16 protein-coding genes and 1 pseudogene are annotated in these 16,721 nt (G+C 34.7%); 12 read left to right on the forward strand and 5 right to left on the reverse strand.

Annotated features, from left to right (window positions below; genetic code table 11):
• Positions 1-29 precede the first annotated feature (29 nt).
• The gene (locus IPH52_10460; GenBank protein MBK7055459.1) at positions 30-1,733 is read left to right on the forward strand and encodes a SpoIIE family protein phosphatase; all 1,704 of its coding nucleotides are present in this window, start codon (positions 30-32) and stop codon (positions 1,731-1,733) included.
• Here IPH52_10460 and IPH52_10465 read toward each other — a convergent pair.
• From IPH52_10465 to IPH52_10485, 5 genes are all read right to left on the reverse strand, one after another.
• On the reverse strand, positions 1,720-2,718 hold the full coding sequence (locus IPH52_10465; GenBank protein MBK7055460.1) for a 5'-nucleotidase C-terminal domain-containing protein: 999 nt from the start codon (positions 2,716-2,718) through the stop codon (positions 1,720-1,722). The two genes, IPH52_10460 and IPH52_10465, sit on opposite strands and share 14 nt — an antisense overlap.
• A gap of 13 nt (positions 2,719-2,731) precedes the next feature.
• The gene (locus IPH52_10470) at positions 2,732-4,738 is read right to left on the reverse strand and encodes a TonB-dependent receptor (protein MBK7055461.1); all 2,007 of its coding nucleotides are present in this window, start codon (positions 4,736-4,738) and stop codon (positions 2,732-2,734) included.
• 259 nt (positions 4,739-4,997) lie between these two features.
• Positions 4,998-5,252: a hypothetical protein gene (locus IPH52_10475; protein ID MBK7055462.1), complete on the reverse strand. Its 255-nt coding sequence runs from the start codon at positions 5,250-5,252 to the stop codon at positions 4,998-5,000.
• An 81-nt stretch (positions 5,253-5,333) separates the two neighbouring features.
• On the reverse strand, positions 5,334-6,113 hold the full coding sequence (locus IPH52_10480) for a hypothetical protein (protein ID MBK7055463.1): 780 nt from the start codon (positions 6,111-6,113) through the stop codon (positions 5,334-5,336).
• Positions 6,114-6,456: 343 nt separating this feature from the next.
• Positions 6,457-7,626 (reverse strand): hypothetical protein, encoded by a 1,170-nt coding sequence (locus IPH52_10485; GenBank protein MBK7055464.1) that lies wholly within the window; start codon positions 7,624-7,626, stop codon positions 6,457-6,459.
• A 435-nt stretch (positions 7,627-8,061) separates the two neighbouring features.
• Here IPH52_10485 and IPH52_10490 point away from each other — a divergent pair, with 435 nt between their 5' ends.
• The 11 genes and pseudogenes from IPH52_10490 to IPH52_10540 all read left to right on the forward strand — a co-directional run bounded on the left by IPH52_10490 (position 8,062) and on the right by IPH52_10540 (position 16,709).
• Entirely contained in the window at positions 8,062-8,292 is a 231-nt protein-coding gene (locus tag IPH52_10490; protein MBK7055465.1) for a hypothetical protein, read from the forward strand.
• A 220-nt stretch (positions 8,293-8,512) separates the two neighbouring features.
• Entirely contained in the window at positions 8,513-9,352 is an 840-nt protein-coding gene (locus IPH52_10495; GenBank protein ID MBK7055466.1) for a hypothetical protein, read from the forward strand.
• Positions 9,353-9,783: 431 nt separating this feature from the next.
• A complete protein-coding gene (locus IPH52_10500) occupies positions 9,784-10,575 on the forward strand; it encodes a hypothetical protein (protein MBK7055467.1) in 792 nt (263 codons plus the stop codon).
• Positions 10,576-11,007: 432 nt separating this feature from the next.
• On the forward strand, positions 11,008-11,565 hold the full coding sequence (locus IPH52_10505; GenBank protein ID MBK7055468.1) for a hypothetical protein: 558 nt from the start codon (positions 11,008-11,010) through the stop codon (positions 11,563-11,565).
• A 416-nt stretch (positions 11,566-11,981) separates the two neighbouring features.
• Complete coding sequence (locus tag IPH52_10510; GenBank protein MBK7055469.1) at positions 11,982-12,128, forward strand: hypothetical protein; 147 nt, start codon at positions 11,982-11,984, stop codon at positions 12,126-12,128.
• 407 nt (positions 12,129-12,535) lie between these two features.
• Positions 12,536-12,817: a hypothetical protein gene (locus IPH52_10515; protein MBK7055470.1), complete on the forward strand. Its 282-nt coding sequence runs from the start codon at positions 12,536-12,538 to the stop codon at positions 12,815-12,817.
• Positions 12,795-13,073, forward strand: coding sequence for a hypothetical protein (locus IPH52_10520; GenBank protein ID MBK7055471.1), 279 nt, complete (start codon positions 12,795-12,797; stop codon positions 13,071-13,073). Before IPH52_10515 ends, IPH52_10520 begins: the two co-directional genes overlap by 23 nt.
• A 36-nt stretch (positions 13,074-13,109) precedes the next feature.
• Positions 13,110-13,394 carry a UPF0175 family protein gene (locus tag IPH52_10525; protein MBK7055472.1) on the forward strand — a complete coding sequence of 95 codons (285 nt, stop codon included), beginning with the start codon at positions 13,110-13,112 and terminating at the stop codon, positions 13,392-13,394.
• Positions 13,395-13,544: 150 nt separating this feature from the next.
• Positions 13,545-15,116 (forward strand): annotated as a pseudogene (locus IPH52_10530) (FAD-dependent thymidylate synthase).
• Between the two features lie 134 nt (positions 15,117-15,250).
• The gene (locus IPH52_10535) at positions 15,251-16,426 is read left to right on the forward strand and encodes an amidohydrolase (GenBank protein ID MBK7055473.1); all 1,176 of its coding nucleotides are present in this window, start codon (positions 15,251-15,253) and stop codon (positions 16,424-16,426) included.
• Positions 16,427-16,532: 106 nt separating this feature from the next.
• The gene (locus IPH52_10540) at positions 16,533-16,709 is read left to right on the forward strand and encodes a hypothetical protein (GenBank protein ID MBK7055474.1); all 177 of its coding nucleotides are present in this window, start codon (positions 16,533-16,535) and stop codon (positions 16,707-16,709) included.
• The last annotated feature ends 12 nt before the right edge of the window (positions 16,710-16,721 follow it).

Genomic DNA, 16,721 nt, shown 5'->3' on the forward strand with positions numbered 1-16,721 from the left:
GCTTAAAAAAGGCTTAATTCGCATTATTTATGAACAATATTCCGTGGATATCATCTTTATTTAGAGACAGCAAGAGTATCAAGAGTAAACTTACTCTCACCATCTCTTTTGTTGTTATTCTTTTAATCACCATCTCAAGCATATTTTTTACGATGATGTTACTTTCAGAGTTGCGACGTTCTCTTGTAAAAAGAGGCGTGATGATTACACGCAGTATGGCTCTTGTTTCCGAAAACTTAATTGCTAGTTTTAATTTTTCCGAAGTAGAAAGGGGAGCCGCTGAGCTTGTAGATAACGACAGAGAAATTGTTTATGTAATTTTGGAAAGTGGTGACGGGAATATCATTGTAAGCCGTGATAAGACTTCTATTTCAAATCCTTCCGTAGGAGTCGTCGATAAAGAAATTTCTAAAATACTAGCAGAAGAAGATGGAAATGTAGAGAACATGGAAATCCGAATGTTAGAACACAATGATATGGAATGCATTGATGTAATGTCTCTTATCAAGGCAGGAGATAAAACCATAGCCAAACTTAGAATTGGTTTAACAACTCGGTTTTTAAATTTATCTTTATTAAAAAGTATTTTCATCGCAATTGGGATGATAATTATTTTTAGTCTTATGGGGATATTTATTAGTATTCGCTTCTCGTTACATTTCTCTACTCCTATCTTAAATCTAAAAACTGCTACCGAAGAAATGCAGAATAAAAACTTTGATTATAAAATCGAAGTTTTGTCCAATGATGAAATTGGACTTTTAGCGGATGCATTCGATGAAATGCGTGTTAGTATTAAGAGTTATAGCTCTTCTCTAAAAGAACTTAATCAAAATCTAGAAATAAAAGTAGATGAGAGAACGAGAGAATTACAAAATGTATTGCACGAAGTAAATATTTTACACGAACAAAAGAAGGGTGATTATTATTTAACGGCTAATCTACTTCAGCCTCTCATCGGAAATTTTATTGAAAACAGCAATGTCAAAATTGAGTATCTTATCAATCAGAAAATGAAGTTTGAATTTAGAAATGCCGCATCGCAAATCGGTGGAGACTTTATCCTTGCTGACAATCTCCGTCTCGGAAGTAAAAACTATCGTTTCTTGTGCAATGCAGATGCAATGGGTAAATCAATGCAGGGAGCAGGTGGAGCTTTGATCTTTGGTTCTGTGATCAGGTCCATTCTAAATCGAACGCAATATACAGACCATCTTACAGAAGTAACAAAACCAAATGAGTGGCTAGAAGATTGTTATATCGAACTCGTGAAAGTTTTTTATTCCATGCAAGGAACAATGAGCGTGTCTTGTATTCTTGCGCTATTAGATGATCAGACTGGAAGTTTATTCTCATTAAACGCCGGTCATCCTCCTTTGATTCTATACAGAGATGGAAAGGCGAACTTTCTAGATGAAGAATTTGTGAATCAAAAGATAGGAGAAAGCTTTGCATACGAAAAAATTCGAAAGAATGATTTAAAGATTAGCAAAGTATTATTAAGACGCCATGACCGATTGCTCTTCGGGTCTGACGGAAAAGATGATATTTTATTAATAAGCAATGATGTAAGTAGAAGAGAAATCAATGCAAATGATCGTTTTTTCTTAGAGTGCCTAGAAGAGGCTAATGGCGATTTACACAAAGTACTTTCTTGTATAGAGAAAAGAGGCACTCTCATGGATGATTTTTCTCTTCTCAGTATAGAATTTATAAACCCTATGGCATTATAATTCGATTTGATATTTTTGAAAATGCCGCACCAGTTGTGAAGGTCTGAATATAGTCATAAAAAATTGTAGCATCGTCTAAGTTTGCAGCAATTCCTGATTCTAATAAAAGCACGGATCCATCATTGTTAATCTCTAGCATATTTGGATTGAGGGAAGGATTTGCGTCTCCTCCATCATATTGAAATCTAGGTATTCCGACAGAGTAAAAATTACAAGCTGCACTCGAGGTAAAGTTAATTCCTTTGATTGTGCAAGAAGAAGAGCCTGCATTCCAACCTGAATTGATTTCTCCTGTCGGGTTATCATAGAGTAGGATTCCATCAATAAAAATTCGAATGACTCGCTTTCCTTCCGTAGTTATGAGAAGAGTATTGGAAGCTCCACTTCCTGAGACTACTGCTGATAATGCGCTAGGGTTTAGTTCAATTTGCACTTTACTACTGACTTGAAAAAATCTACCCGACCCAGTGGTCAGAGGGTTTAACCAACAGTTGCCGTGAGTAGGTCCGTCTGCATCCATATTTTCTATACTTCGTTCTGCTTTAATATTTAATTTGCCTACTGCCGATTCCAATGCTTGCTTGATTCTATAGGCTCGCATATTGACTCTTACCAAGCCCCCGGTAAAAGGAAGAAACTTTTTCACTAAGTCAATGGTTGGAACTGTTCCTTTGGGAATAATTCCATCGGGGTAAATAGCTTTTATCCCCTGTTCATCACGAATATTTCCTCCATTGTGAATTCCAATTGTCGCATTTGCTTTATAGGCAATTGCCTCGGAGGTAAGATTTCCAATTCTTGTTTCGCACCCACGCGCAAGACGACTGTTTATTGGTATATTCACGCCAAAGCTTTTTGGGGTTCCTGTTACTTGAGTTGTAAGTGCATTTAAAAAGAAACTTTTGTCTTCAAATTCATTTTGTTTTTGTATGCAATCAGTAAAAAAGAAAATGAGGAAAATTAAGATGATTGAATTTGGTTTCATTCGGTGCGATCCTTTATAATAGAAAATAAGTCATTTTGAATTCTATATATCTTTGAAATATATAGGCGGCTGGTATGGCTCTATTTGCGTAAGCCTCTATTGCTGTATTGGAGTCGTCATAGAGTTTATAATTTTGAAGGTTAAATATGCTGAGTCTAAATTCCATATTTTTTAAAACATCTTCTGTTGTGGCTAAACTAACGTTCCATATATGATACTGCGGATAACGAAATCCTCTTGCAGAGATTCGCTCAAATGCAAATCGGGCATTGGAATATCTTTCCGAAGAAGCCCAAATCGTGTTGTTTAAAATAAAATACTTTGTCACTCCCCAATTGACACCCAGGTTTACTCTTCCCTGCGGTACGTTAGTTAAAAAGGTTTTCGTATCAGCATTGATTCCGGGGGTTAATCCACCGTTGTCTATGGCTTGAAACCAGGACATGTTTGCAAAAAGGTAATTTCGAGTGGAATAGTTTAGTTTGAATTCTGCCTCGGAGCCAATGATTGTTAGCCCCCTAAGATTTCGATAGATATCTGTTTTACCGGGATTAGCTCCGCTTGTATTGACTGCTTCAATATTATTGAAGATTCTAGTATAAAACCAATTCACTTGAAAGCTAAGAGGCTTATAGGGAGTTTGGTATTCCATTCCCAATTCTCCTGTTCGAATTGTTTCTGGTTTTAAATTTCCGAAACCTGCTTGCCCATAGGTTTGAAATCTTTGTGTTCCATTTCCAAACACTCCACCGGGTTGGTAAGCTTGATTGTTGTCATACAATTCTTGAAAAGTTGGAGCACGAAAGGCAGACCCGTAAAGAATCTTAAAAGCTAGGCTTCCAAATTTAGTTTTTTCAAATGGGGTTATTACAAAGCCAGTCTTTGGATTAATTGTGCTTCCAAAATCAGAATAGCTATCGCGCCTAACGCCCGCAGTTATCGAAAGCCACTTCAAGGGCTCCCATTGAAAGTTTAAAAACTCAGCATGAATATTTCTACTTCGATTCTTTCCTTTTCTTAAACTATCCGGACCTGAAATGGATGCTTTTCCTGTCGTTGTCAGTTGAAGGGCTGTATCGTTTAAATCCGTATTCAGATTATCATAATCATAGAAGGCTGGATAGAGAGTATTGGTATTTCCTCCGCTATAATTTTGTTTGAGGAATGCATCTTTGTAGCTTAATCTTTCTATTTGTGCCCCTAGTAAAACAGAAACCTGGGAAAATGGATTGTATTGTAAAATAACTTCCGTTCCAGTGGTTTGGTATTGGTATCCACTTTTTTTGATCGGGCTTGAACCCGGGTGACTTAGATAATCGGGTCTTTCTACTTGTATTTCATCTCTGCGTAGGTAGGAGTCTGTATACAGTCTCCCACTTAAGGATAGAGTGGGGGTAATCACGATTTTCTCTGTTCCAATATCTGCGGTTAATAGGTTGAAGCCTAATTGTGAATCAGGCGTTACGGCTCCTAGTTCTCCCACGTTAGGTCCTCTCTCTTCTCGAATCATTTTTCCTTTGATATAAAAGCTTTCGCCTTTGTTTATGCTTAGAAAAAGATTGGTTTGTTTTTTTCTGTCATTTGTTTTAATCGAAGAGGCTAATGGCATAGCTACTACAGTCTTTGTGCAAAGTCCTGATTTATATTCGCTTACAGCACAAGATTGATCGTTTGGAAGATGAACTTGAGGTCTTTGTGATTCGAAGTGGCCTGCATAGGTGCTTAGTTTCCAATCTTCTCCCATTTTTAGATTATAATAAGCTGTTGGCTCGAATGTATTGTATTGACCAAATCTACTGGAAATATGTCCGCCCGTCTTATCGCCCTTAGCCGCACTGCGGGTAATAACGTTTATCACTCCAACAAATGCGTTAGTTCCATGAATAGAGGATCCGGGTCCACGAATGATTTCTACTTTCTCAATTGCATCTGCTCTGATGTCTAAGAAGGTCGAGCCATCATAAAAATTATTAATTCGATGACCATCGAGTAACATTAATACGCCAGATCTAGAAAGCACTCCTCGAAATGCTACCTTGTAAGAGCCAAATTGGTCATAGGAGATTTCTACGCCCGGAGCTTGTTTTAGAATGTCGGCGAGATTGCGGGCACCTGAGTTTGCAATTTTTTGTCTATTGTAGACGGATATAATCGCAGAGGTTTTGCTTACGCTTTCGGATTGGCCAACTCTTTTAGAGACGATTGATATATCTTCTTCTAATTTAAAAAAATCTTCTTCTGTTGTTTCTTCTGTTTTGATTTCGAGCTTTTTGTTTTTTTCAAATTCTTCTTTTTGCTTTTGTAATTCTACTTTTTCTTTTCAAATTCTCTTTGTCTTTCGTGAGGAGTTCTTTATTTTTTAATAAATCTTCTTTCTCTTTTTCGAGATTGTCTTTTTCTGTTTGAAAAAATTCTTTTTCTGTTGAGCTAGATTTCGTTTTTTTAGCTGTCTTTGTTTGTTGTGAAAAAAGGGAAAGAGGTAAAAGAATGGAAACGAAAAGGTAGATTAATCCCGCGTATAAATAAAAATTCATTTGTATCCTCAAAGAGACCAATTCTCACTAGTCGGATTGAAGAAAGCAAATGTTTTTTTTCTGGGTAGGAAATTTATTTCGTCAGTCTACTTTGACTTTATCGAAATGCTTATAATTATAAGTAAAAGATTTACGGAATTCATCCGGTGTAATACCCTTTTCTCTTAATTCTCGTTGGAACATTTCTCTTTTGGAAATATATCCCTCGTGGAGTGGTATTTCAATCTTAGCCACAGTCTCTTTGTATTTATCACTGGAATAGAGGCTAAAGCTATGTTTGTTAATTCCGGACTGGTCAAGTAAAATTCCAACCATTGTGATTCCCATACCTGCACCTTCCGTGCTATCTCCATATTCCATGAAAAAATCAATGAGGCTAGAAAAACTAGTAGCCTTGTTGAATTTGTCACGAATGCGCTCTTCTTCAATCGGGAGAAGGGGAAAATTGTTCTTAATCTTTATATTGAGAACGTCTTTGGTGTAATAGAAAGTAGCCGTTACAGGTAAATCGTATTTTTTGAAAAGATGCTTATAGCTCATGATCTTGTCTTCTGTTAGATGCCCTTTGAACTCTGTTAGACCTTTATCGTAGTCTTCGGGGTTACTTATATCTAACCCCAATTCTCTGTAGAGAACTCTTTTTAGATTTGCTTTTGTTGCATTTATCACAAGCTCTTTCGCAGAGGAATAAGCAATCTCCATTAAGTCTTGTCGATTGAATTTTTCTAAGATGGTTGAGGCAATGATCTTGAGGATATTTTCACCGTAATCACTTAAAAGGTAGGTTTTCATACTCAAAACATTGTTTTTGTTCACTGCATCTTGAATGATTTCTTTGAGTTCTGATTCGGTTTTTTTCAAAGTCAATTACCAGCTTATGAAAGATTTTTAAATAGATTCAGAGATAGTAATTAGGGCTTTCTTTGAGTCAAGTAAATATTTTAGTTTCGAAAAAGATAATTTGTAACTACTTAAAGTTTTTGCCACAGAGGCACTGAGTCACAGAGCTTTATGGGATTGAGCGATTCTTTATTCATGTGCGTCAAACGAAAGAGAGCTAACTGAAAAACCAAATTCAATTAAGAGTAATGTAATTTGAATCACAACAAGCCTCAATTACAAAAACAAACAGAGTTTTGTTTAATGACTCTCTTGAAATCTCTCCGTGTCTTTGTGCCTCTGTGGCATTCCGAGTCGTGTTATTTTAAACATAGACATATTTGTTTTTTGAAATTCTAACCATTGGTCGCGACCAGTCTTGCAATTGTTTTTCGAATTGTTTGATGTGGAAAAGATGTTGATTTAGTTCTGATTTCAACTCGGTCTTGATTTTTTTTGAGAGAGGTTGAGTATTTGAAATCTTAGAGAATCCCCATTCGACTCGCTTCTTTGCTTTGCGGATTTGGGCGCGAATGGATTTGAGTTGGTTTTTGTATTCGGATTGAACATTTAATATTTGGGATACACTGATTTCTTCCGAAAAGTCCCCCGTTTGAATATTAGAAATTGCTAATATTGTTTCGAGTCTTTCTAAGTCATTCGCTTTGTAGGCTTCTTGGACTTCATGCCAGAGCTCTTGCATATGAGGTGTAATTTCTGTTTGAAAATCAGGATGAAGCTTTCGAACTAACGTTCTGTAGATTGCTTTGATACGATCTTCGATGCTAGTATGAGTTTTTTCTTTCTCTTTAGATTTGGAAGATTTTCTACCAAGCACGTCTTCTTTAAATCTTTCAAACATGAAGTCATAGAATGCTTTGTCTTTCATCTTGCTTTTGATTGCAGGATTTGCATGGATGAATATTTCAAACATTTCTCTTAAGTCTTCTTCTGAAGGCTCATCGTCTTCGAATAAATCGTCATCCTCGTCTTCAAAACTATCTTCCTCATCGCCGAAGAAATCTCGCTTGAATTTCTCATTCCATTTGCGCTCTTTTTCTCTCTCTCGCTCTGCCTCTGCTTCATCACTCGCTCTGTATTTTTCAGGATTTGCTTTTCTGTCCATGACGAGCTTATAGGCATCGTAGGGAGAAAGATTTTTTTTCATCATCCAATAACGAATTTCTTGGAGAGTAGAGTGTAGGTCTTGCGCTTTTGCATGTGCTTCTCTGACCTGTGAAATATCAGAGCCAAAATTTCCATTGTACCATTTTTCATAAGTAGGAATATCAACAGTCTGATAGTCTTCCCATTCTTTCTTTGCTTTTTCGAGGTCTTTGATTGTCCTCTTACAGCCTTGAATGTATTTCTTTCGAACCTTTGTTTGCTCAATGACTACGAGAGCACGGGATTCTTTTTTAGTGGTATGGTGTGCATTCCCTCTATGCAAATTAGGCGCTTCCGGATTCTTCTTTCTTCGACTCGTCACTCTCATATTATGTCTCGCTTATCATGAATTCATGGAACGGTAAGATTCGGCAAGAAAAAAAATGGTTCTGAGTAGTGGTTGTTGTTTTACTTAGTTTTTACCTTGCTCTAATCTAGAAGCTACATAAAAGCCACATAGAAGCCGAATTCGGCTTCTATGTGGCTTTTATGTCAGTTCTACGTTGCTTTTAGGGATAATCGCTATATGATGAGTAAAGAATTCAAAGGTAACCGCAATTCACCACGAAGGACACGAAGAGCACGAAGAAGGGAAAAGGATTGGCTTTCGGGATTTATTCATGCGGGCTTTGCTGTCATTCCCGAAATTCCACCCTTCGCTTCGCTCACACGACCGCCAAGCGAAGTCGGGAATCTCAACTTATAAAAGGCTTACTACGGTCATTTCGAACATACGAAGTGCGGTTTGCCAATGAGGAACATCGTGAGAAATCTATTTGGCAAAGAAAGGAAAAAGATTTTCACCACAAAGGACACAAGGGTTTTCACAAAGCTCACAAAGCTCACAAAGCTCACAAAGCTCACAAAGCTCACAAAGCTCACAAAGCTCACAAAGCTCACAAAGCTCACAAAGCTCACAAAGCTCACAAAGCTCACAAAGCTCACAAAGCTCACAAAGCTCACAAAGCTCACAAAGCTCACACAAAGGTTCTAATTTTCATTGTGATCCTTGTGGTTTATTTTAGGCGAGTGTTTTGGGGTTGAGTTTAAATAGAAATCAAGGTTATTCATTCTCTGTATATCCGAATACTTTACGAGTTTACTTAAACACTAATTATCCTTTTTAGTCCTTTTACTCTTGACTTAATAGGTGTAATGCGAATTAAATTAGTCAGATGCCATTTTTAATATAAGAATGGAAAAAGGAGAGCATAATGAAAGCATTGTTAATTCTTATTTTGTTAGTTTTTTCATGTAAAACTTATCAAATAGATGGAAATATTTTTGAAACTGAAGAAGAGATGAACGAATATATTCAGAAACAAAATAGAGCTAAGAAATTAAAATCTACAATAAGTGAAAATCAGAAACGAAGAGAAAAGTTAATAGATGAAGTAATAGGAAATAAGTTATCTAAGAATAATATTTTATTCTTGCAAGAGTGCATTCCTCTGAGGCTTATTTCTACTTCTTTTTGTGCGAGCGAATATAACTATTTTGATGAAAGCCAAAACAGATATGTCGGACTTTCCTCTCCGTATGTCGGAAACGGTGATCCTGCTCTAATCGAAAAAACAGAAAATATAAGAAATTTTATTAAATCTCATTTTAATTCTTTGGAATTTCCTCGAGTATCAAATAACACCAAAATTAAATTGAATGATTATAATAAAGAACTATTTGAAGAGATTCGAAAAAAAGAATATATCATTCTTGAATCAAACTACTTTGATAGTAGTAATTTATCAGATTATGATTTGAAAAATAATTCTTTTACTTTTTACTATCATGCAAATGATAATAGAAATTTATTTCAAGAAAAAATGTTAACTGAATATTTCTTTAACATTCCTAACTTAAAATTAAATATGAAACTTGAATTAGCTGAAAATTTTTCAAAAAAAAATATCAACTATGCAAATCTATATTTCGTATTGCTTGCTAAAATAAAAATAAAAAATAATCAAACAGAAAAAATTTTAGAATTCTTACCAATGCGCTGGATTGTATTTAATGAAGAAACGATGGTTTCTACGGAGATTTTAAATAAATGATCAACCGATTTATAAATAATAATATACATAAAGGGCAACAACCAGTTAGAGTTTTATATCCTATTTTGGAGTCATTTTCAGATGACAATAAAACTGAATTTCAAAAGTTTCTCAAAGATAATAAAATAAATAATATTATTCAATTTAGAGATGAAAAAAACATTTATTAGGGAATGAAAGTTTAAGTGAAAATTTTTAGTATATTTGTCAGACTAATTCACATTACGCGCCTGCGTTGCAGGCACAAAACTTGCGAAGGAAATGGCAAGTTATTGTGCCTTTCACTTAGTCATGCAATGTGCCAGTATTTGATAGTCGGAAACATGATTTGAAACTCAAAAGATGCTACCGCACTTTCGAGTTTCAAAGTCACGTCGGATACTCTTTACGTTAGTTACAATTTTCGCACTTAAATTATATGGAGAAAATAAATGGAAAATTTACTTTGGAAAATAAAAAAAATAACTAAAACACTCTCTCCCACTCCTTTCTCTTCGGAAGAAGAATTTGAAAAATTAGTTTTTGAAACACCAGAAATTTTAGAAGATATTTTTCTATTAAAAAGACAAATTAGAGGAAGTAATAAATCCGGTATTCCAGACATAATAGGAATTGATAACGATGGAAATATTTGTATTATTGAAATGAAGAATGTAATAGTAAGTTCGAGTATCATCCCACAAGTTCTAGAATATGCATTCTGGGCAGAAAAAAATCCAGATTCGATAAAATCTCTTTGGCTTGAATGTGAAAATAAACCCGAAGATTTAACGATATCTTGGGATAAGTTTGAAGTAAGAATTTTAGTAATAGCTCCAAGAATTTTACAGTCTACATTAGATTTGGTTGATAAAATTAATTATTCAGTTGATTTAATTGAAATAAAAAGGTGGGTAGATGAGGACAATCAACTTTTATTGGTCAATAAATTAGAACCAGAAAAAGAATTTAAAAAATCTAAACCTGTAAGTGGATTAGAAATTTATGATGAGGATTTTTATAAAAAAGAAAGAAATCCAGCAAGTGTTAAAGATTTTATAAAGTATACACGTGATCTAGAAAAAATAATTAAAAATAATAATTGGCAGTTAGAAATGAAATACAATAAGCACTACTGTGGTTATAAAACAGGTTTCTTCAATGCATTTGGAATAAAATGGATCGGATCAAAAATCATTTGCATTCTTTATAAAAATATCCGAAGAGGAAACCAAGAATTTTAAAATAAAACCAACAAAATATGAGTCGCACTGGAAAGATGCGATATATATTATTGAACCTGGAAAAACTAAGATAGAAGATTATATCAATATTTTAGAATATTCCTATAAAAAGATAACAGGGCTGTAAGAAGTGCGAAAACTGCGAGTAACCATTTCGAGAGTTGACTAAGTTCATAAGTTGTGCACTCTCTCGTTCCAAGCTGGCAAAGTTTTACGGTAATAAAGAATGCAAGAGAATAATGCAAGTTTTGCGCCGTTCATCCTGCCGCTACGCTCCCAAAGTCTTTCTTATGGAAAAAATTTAAAGTCACAGGACTTTGTGAAAAGTAGCTTGGCTCGGAAATATCACTTTAAAACTTAAAAATTGCTACCGCGCTTTAGAGTTTCAAAGTCGCGTCAGATACTGTCACTGTCTACAAAGTGGAGATTGAAATGAATATTAAAAATAGAAATAAACTATTGAATTATCTTTTGGAAATGAAAAAGAATATAATAGTAAAAAATGAATTAGATAAAAAGAAAAAAGAATCTTTAGATAACTTTAAAAGAAAAGACTGGTTATGGCATGAACTTATAGTCAGTATTAGTACTTGGGGAAATGCCAAAAGAGCAAAGAAAATATTGGAAAATGAGGAATTGTATAACAATATAAAATATGATAATATTAAAAAATTACCTATTAATGAGGTTAGGAAAATAATTAATAAAACTATTAGAAATGCAAAAATTGGTACAGGGAGAGTATCACCCGAAAGAAAAGCTGATTTTTTATTTAGGAATTTTGTACTATTGCAAAATATGGGAGGGTGCGAAAAAGTTAGTAGCTTTTTATTGAATATAAAAGGAAAAGAATCTAAAATTATTTTCTTATCTTTATTTAATGGAATTAGCCAAAAGTATGCGAGAAATATATTTATGGACATTTATCATGAAGAATTTCGTTATAGCATAGCTGTCGATGAAAGAATAAAAAAATTCTTAATTTTTTAGACATTCCAGATTATCTAGATTATGATGAAAAGGAAAAAATTTTACTTTCTATTGCAAAAGACTCTAATTTTGAACCTTGGGAATTAGATAGATATATATTTAGTAAAATAAATGAGATAAAAAAAGAATTGTTAAAAATATACTGACTAGTGATTAACTGCGAGTATCCACTTCTAGACTAGACTACGGTCGTAAGCTATCCGCTCTTACTTTTACAAATTACGCAACAACCAATACAGACTAAAAAAAGTTTTAATTAAAAGAAAAACACAGATCTCTACACAAGAGCGATCAATAATATTGGTGGAATCTATTTTTAAAAAAACGAATTCGACACTGCTTTAGAATATTTTAATAAATCAAAAGAAATAAAGGAAAATCTAAAACTTCAAAACACAGTGGATTATGCGCATACAATGCATAACATTGGACCCGTTTATGACAGCAAAGGCAATAAGCAGCAAAAGCTAGATTTTATTATGAAAAAAGCCAAAAGTATTTATAAAAAGAATGGCCGAACAGACTATGTAAAAGATGTAGATGCGAGAATCAAGGAATTGTAATAATGTAGGATGCGAAGGATAAGAGCTTGTTAGTATTTGGGCACATTCGATACAAAATTTATTGCGGAACTAAATGCAATAAATTTCACTCAGTGACCGGACTGGTTCTACGAGTAGTAATGATTTCTCAGTAAAAAGAAATATACGACAAGAACAAAATCATGGCAATCATTTAATCATGAAAATCATGGTTAAGACAAAGGTAGAAAGAAAAATCTCTCTACTCCTAAATCCTGTTAATCCTAAAATCCTTTAATCCTAATCCAGACAATGAGTTTCAAAAAACGAAAAAGCTAATCCAATTCAACTATCCAGTGGAATTTCCATGACAGAATTTATAAGATACGTGGAAAATTGAAAAATTATTACTTGCTTAAAATAGGAATTAGTCTTGAATAATCTTTACGATGAAAGTTCAAAATAAACTAGAAATTTTAGATCCTCTTATTTTTAAAATTTCCGAATTACCCGAATCGATTCAATTGCAAATTTCGGATTATGTAGAATATCTATACTCAAAGTACAAACCAAGAATCAAAGATGTAGAAGTAAAACTCTCAGACGAAGAGAAAGTTGAATTATTAAGAAGAGTTGAAAAAATAAAAAAAGACCCCATCAGAAATTCATACTCAGCAGAAGAAGTATTCAATAGGATAGAAAAGAAAATTGGCAAAAAAATTCGAGTATAGAATTGAGAAAGATGCTGAAAAAGAAATGCTTGAGTCATATGACTGGTATGAATCCCAAGATCCAAATATAGGATTGGGAGAGAGTTTCTTAAAAAGCATATTTGAACGTATCTATAAAATTATTGAAAAACCAGAATCTTTTTCTTATGATAAATATACGGCAAGAACAAAAAATCCTGCCAATTCATTCATCCTGAAAATCCAGATTCAGACATATGTAATGAAAGAATTCAGTTCACTCTCTATCAAATTTTGAGTATACAAATAAATTGAATGGTTTAGGATTGATTGTATGAATTTAGCATTACAGATACCAGAATCAATTCTTTCAACAATTAAGATTCCTGAAAAAGACATAGAACAGGAATTAAAAAATATTCTAGCAGTAGATCTTTACGCAAATGGATATCTTAGTTTTGGAATAGCAAGACAACTTGCTGGTTTGAGTAAATATAAATTCGGTATTCTTTTAACATCTAAAAGTATTCCTCGCAATTATACAGAAGAGGAGCTAAATCAAGATTTACTCTATGCAAATAGTTGGCAACACTTCTCCTCGATGCCATCAACTTGCTAAGTCAAATTTATTCAGTGAACCGGATAATACAAAATTGCCGTAGGTTTGAGTAAAAAAACTAATTTTCCCTTTGTTTTTTAAAAATCGAACATAGAATAATTCTTGTATTTTATGACATAATTTTTTTTCTTTAAGAGTTAGAGAGAACCAATGAATCCAACTAAACCAATTGTAAACCTAATCGATTATAGCCGTAATCCATTCAACTTAGCCATAGCGAGTGCTAGAACTTGTTATTCCTCAAAAGGAATTTTACTTCCTGAAGATATGGTCAAATCGGAAAAGTCCATAGAAATAAGAGATCGAGTTGCCAAGTCCACTAAGAAGGCAGGGCATTTAACAACAAGACAACATCCACAGTTTATTTTTACACTCGATAAAGTATCCCGTCAATTTGTTTGGTCGTTTTTACACTCTCATCCATTTTACAATTCCGAGCAGGTGAGTCAGCGTTATGTAGAAGTAAAACGAGACAATTACTATATACCGCAAGATCTATCTGAAAAAGAAATGGAGCTTTATCTTGATGCGGTGAATTATAGTTCAGATGCTTATTTTGATTTTATTGAAAGGTTAAATCCTTATATCGCAAAAGAATATTTTTCCATTTACAAAGCACGGGCAGACTATCCTGAAAAATGGCAAGATCCAATTAAGAAAAAAAGTTTAGAAGTAGCGCGTTATCTTTTGCCGCTCGCGACGCATACGTATTTGTTTCATACGATTAATGGTCTGACACTTCATAGGTATCACAGGCTCATGAATACATTTGATGTTCCTGAAGAGCAGAGAATGGTTGTTAGCCAGATGATTGAAGCTGTAAAAGAAATCGATCCGCTTTATGTAGAAGAAATGGATGACCCAATTCCTTTAGAAGAAACAACTGAGTATAAATTTTTTCAAAATGTATTTTCTTCTACCTCACCTTATAATAAAGAATAGGCAAAAGAGTTTTTAGAAGAGTTTGATTCTGATATGAAAGGTAGATATTCCCGTTTAGTCGCTCATAATCCAAATGCAACCGATGTCCTTGCTTCCTCGGTTCGTGCTGTATTAGGTGTTCCTAAGTCCAAGCTCAGTGATGCTGATGCAGTTAAACTCGTATTATCCCCGCTTGAGAATAAACATCTTACTTCCACATTGAATGAGACTACGTTAAGTCCAATTTCTAGATCTCTTTCTCAGGTGCATTATACATTTAAGAAAAGAATTTCTCATACTGCTGATAGCCAAGACCAAAGACATAGAATGGTTCCCGGTGCGCGTCCAGTATTACTAGCTCAATACGCCGGCAAGCCTGATTATATCACACCTGTGGTTATCGAAAAGTATCCGGTGTTATTTGATGAATATACAAAGCGCATGAATGGAATTTTTGAACGAGTCAATCGCTTCCTAGAAGTGTGTAAGAATAAGGAATATGCTACTTATTTATTACCGAATGCAATTCCAATTCGCTTTTATGAGAGTGGGGATTTACTCAATCTGCATCACAAATGGAGAGCGAGACTTTGTTATAACGCGCAAGAAGAAATTTTTTATGCATCCTTAAATGAAGTTACAGACGTCCAAAAAGTAAATCCAGAAATCGCAAAATGGATAAAAGCCCCCTGCGGCATACGGCAAATGGGAGAACAAAAACCCTATTGTCCGGAAGGAGATAAATACTGCGGCGTTCAAGTATGGAAGCAGGGATTAGAAAATTATAGTAGGGTAATATAGCTGTCATTTCGAACGGCTTCATCGTGAGAAATCTATCAGACAAAAATAGGATGCGATTAATCTCTTACTATCATTGCAAAATAGACCTCTCACGATGGGACTGTTCGAGGTGACAGCATAAATAGGAAAATTCAATGAAAATATCAGAGATTCGACAAAAAGAATTAGTTAGTTATAGACGGGCTATTCACAGTAAGCCGGAGCTTAAGTATGAAGAAGAAAAGACTGCAGAGTTTGTAAAGGCGCATTTACAAAACCTGGGATTTAGTTTTCAGGATAAAATTGCTAAGACTGGAATTGTGTCTTTAATTGATTCAGGGATTCCCGGCAAAACGGTATTAGTCCGTGCTGATATGGATGCTCTTCCGATTCACGAAGAGAATACGACTGATTATATCTCACAGACAGAAGGCATTATGCATGCCTGTGGACATGATGGTCATACATCTGTCTTGATGGGCTTTGCCAATGAGATTAAAGAGAATATAAAATCTATCATCCCTAAAGGCAAAGTGCTATTAGTATTTCAACCAGCAGAGGAAGGGGGGAGTGGGGCGGATAAGATGATCGAAGAAGGTATTCTAGAAAAATACAAAGTAGACGCTGCCTTTGCACTTCATGTTTGGAACCATGTAGATATTGGCAAAGTGGGAGTAGTCGATGGAACTATGATGGCTTCGGTAGATGAATTTAAGATTATCGTAACCGGTGTCAGTGGCCATGGAGCAATGCCACAACATACCGTTGACCCTATAGTAGTTTCTGCTCATATCATTACCGCCTTACAGACGATTGTTTCTCGAAACGTTGACCCTTTAGAGCCATGTGTAGTGACAGTTGGAACCATTCACGCGGGAAAGGCTTTTAACGTAATTTCTGAAACTGTGGAAATGACAGGAACAGTTCGCACTTATTCTAAAAAAGTTTACGAAGAAGTCCCTGAAAAACTAAGACGACTTGTTACAGGAATCGCAGAAAGCTTTGGAGCTAAGGTAGAGATTATTTACAAGAGAGTAGATAAGCCAACTATCAATGATTCAGCTATGGCGGATATTGTTCGTAAAGCATCGTATACTATTTTAGGAAAAGATTCTGTGACGGAAGAAGAAGTGAGAACAATGGGAGGAGAGGATTTCTCTGCCTTTTTAATGAAAGTGCCCGGATGTTATTTCTTTATTGGTTCTCGCAACGCACAAAAAGGATTTGTGAACCCTCATCATAGTTCAAAATTTGATTTTGATGAGGATGCGATGGGGGTCGGACTCGCTGTAATGAAAGAAGTAGTTCGATCTTACTTAGAGCAAGCTTAAACTGTAGTCAAAAAGCTCAAAATAAAACTTTCTTTTCTGTTAAATTTAGGTTGATTTAAAAGCCCATTGAAAAAATAATACCTTTAAACCATTAAGGAGATATTTAATGAAAAAAGTTATTGCTTCATTACTAGTAGTTTTAATCATCAGCTTAGGATATTGCTCTTCAACACCAGAAGAAAAAGCTCCTGAGCCAGCAGCTTCTGAGCCAGCTAAAACTGAGCCTGCTAAAGATGCTAAAACACCTGCAAAAACACCTGCAAAAGCACCTGCTAAAAAATAATCACTTAACAAG

It is taken from the genome of Leptospiraceae bacterium (assembly GCA_016708435.1).
GTDB lineage: Bacteria > Spirochaetota > Leptospiria > Leptospirales > Leptospiraceae > UBA2033.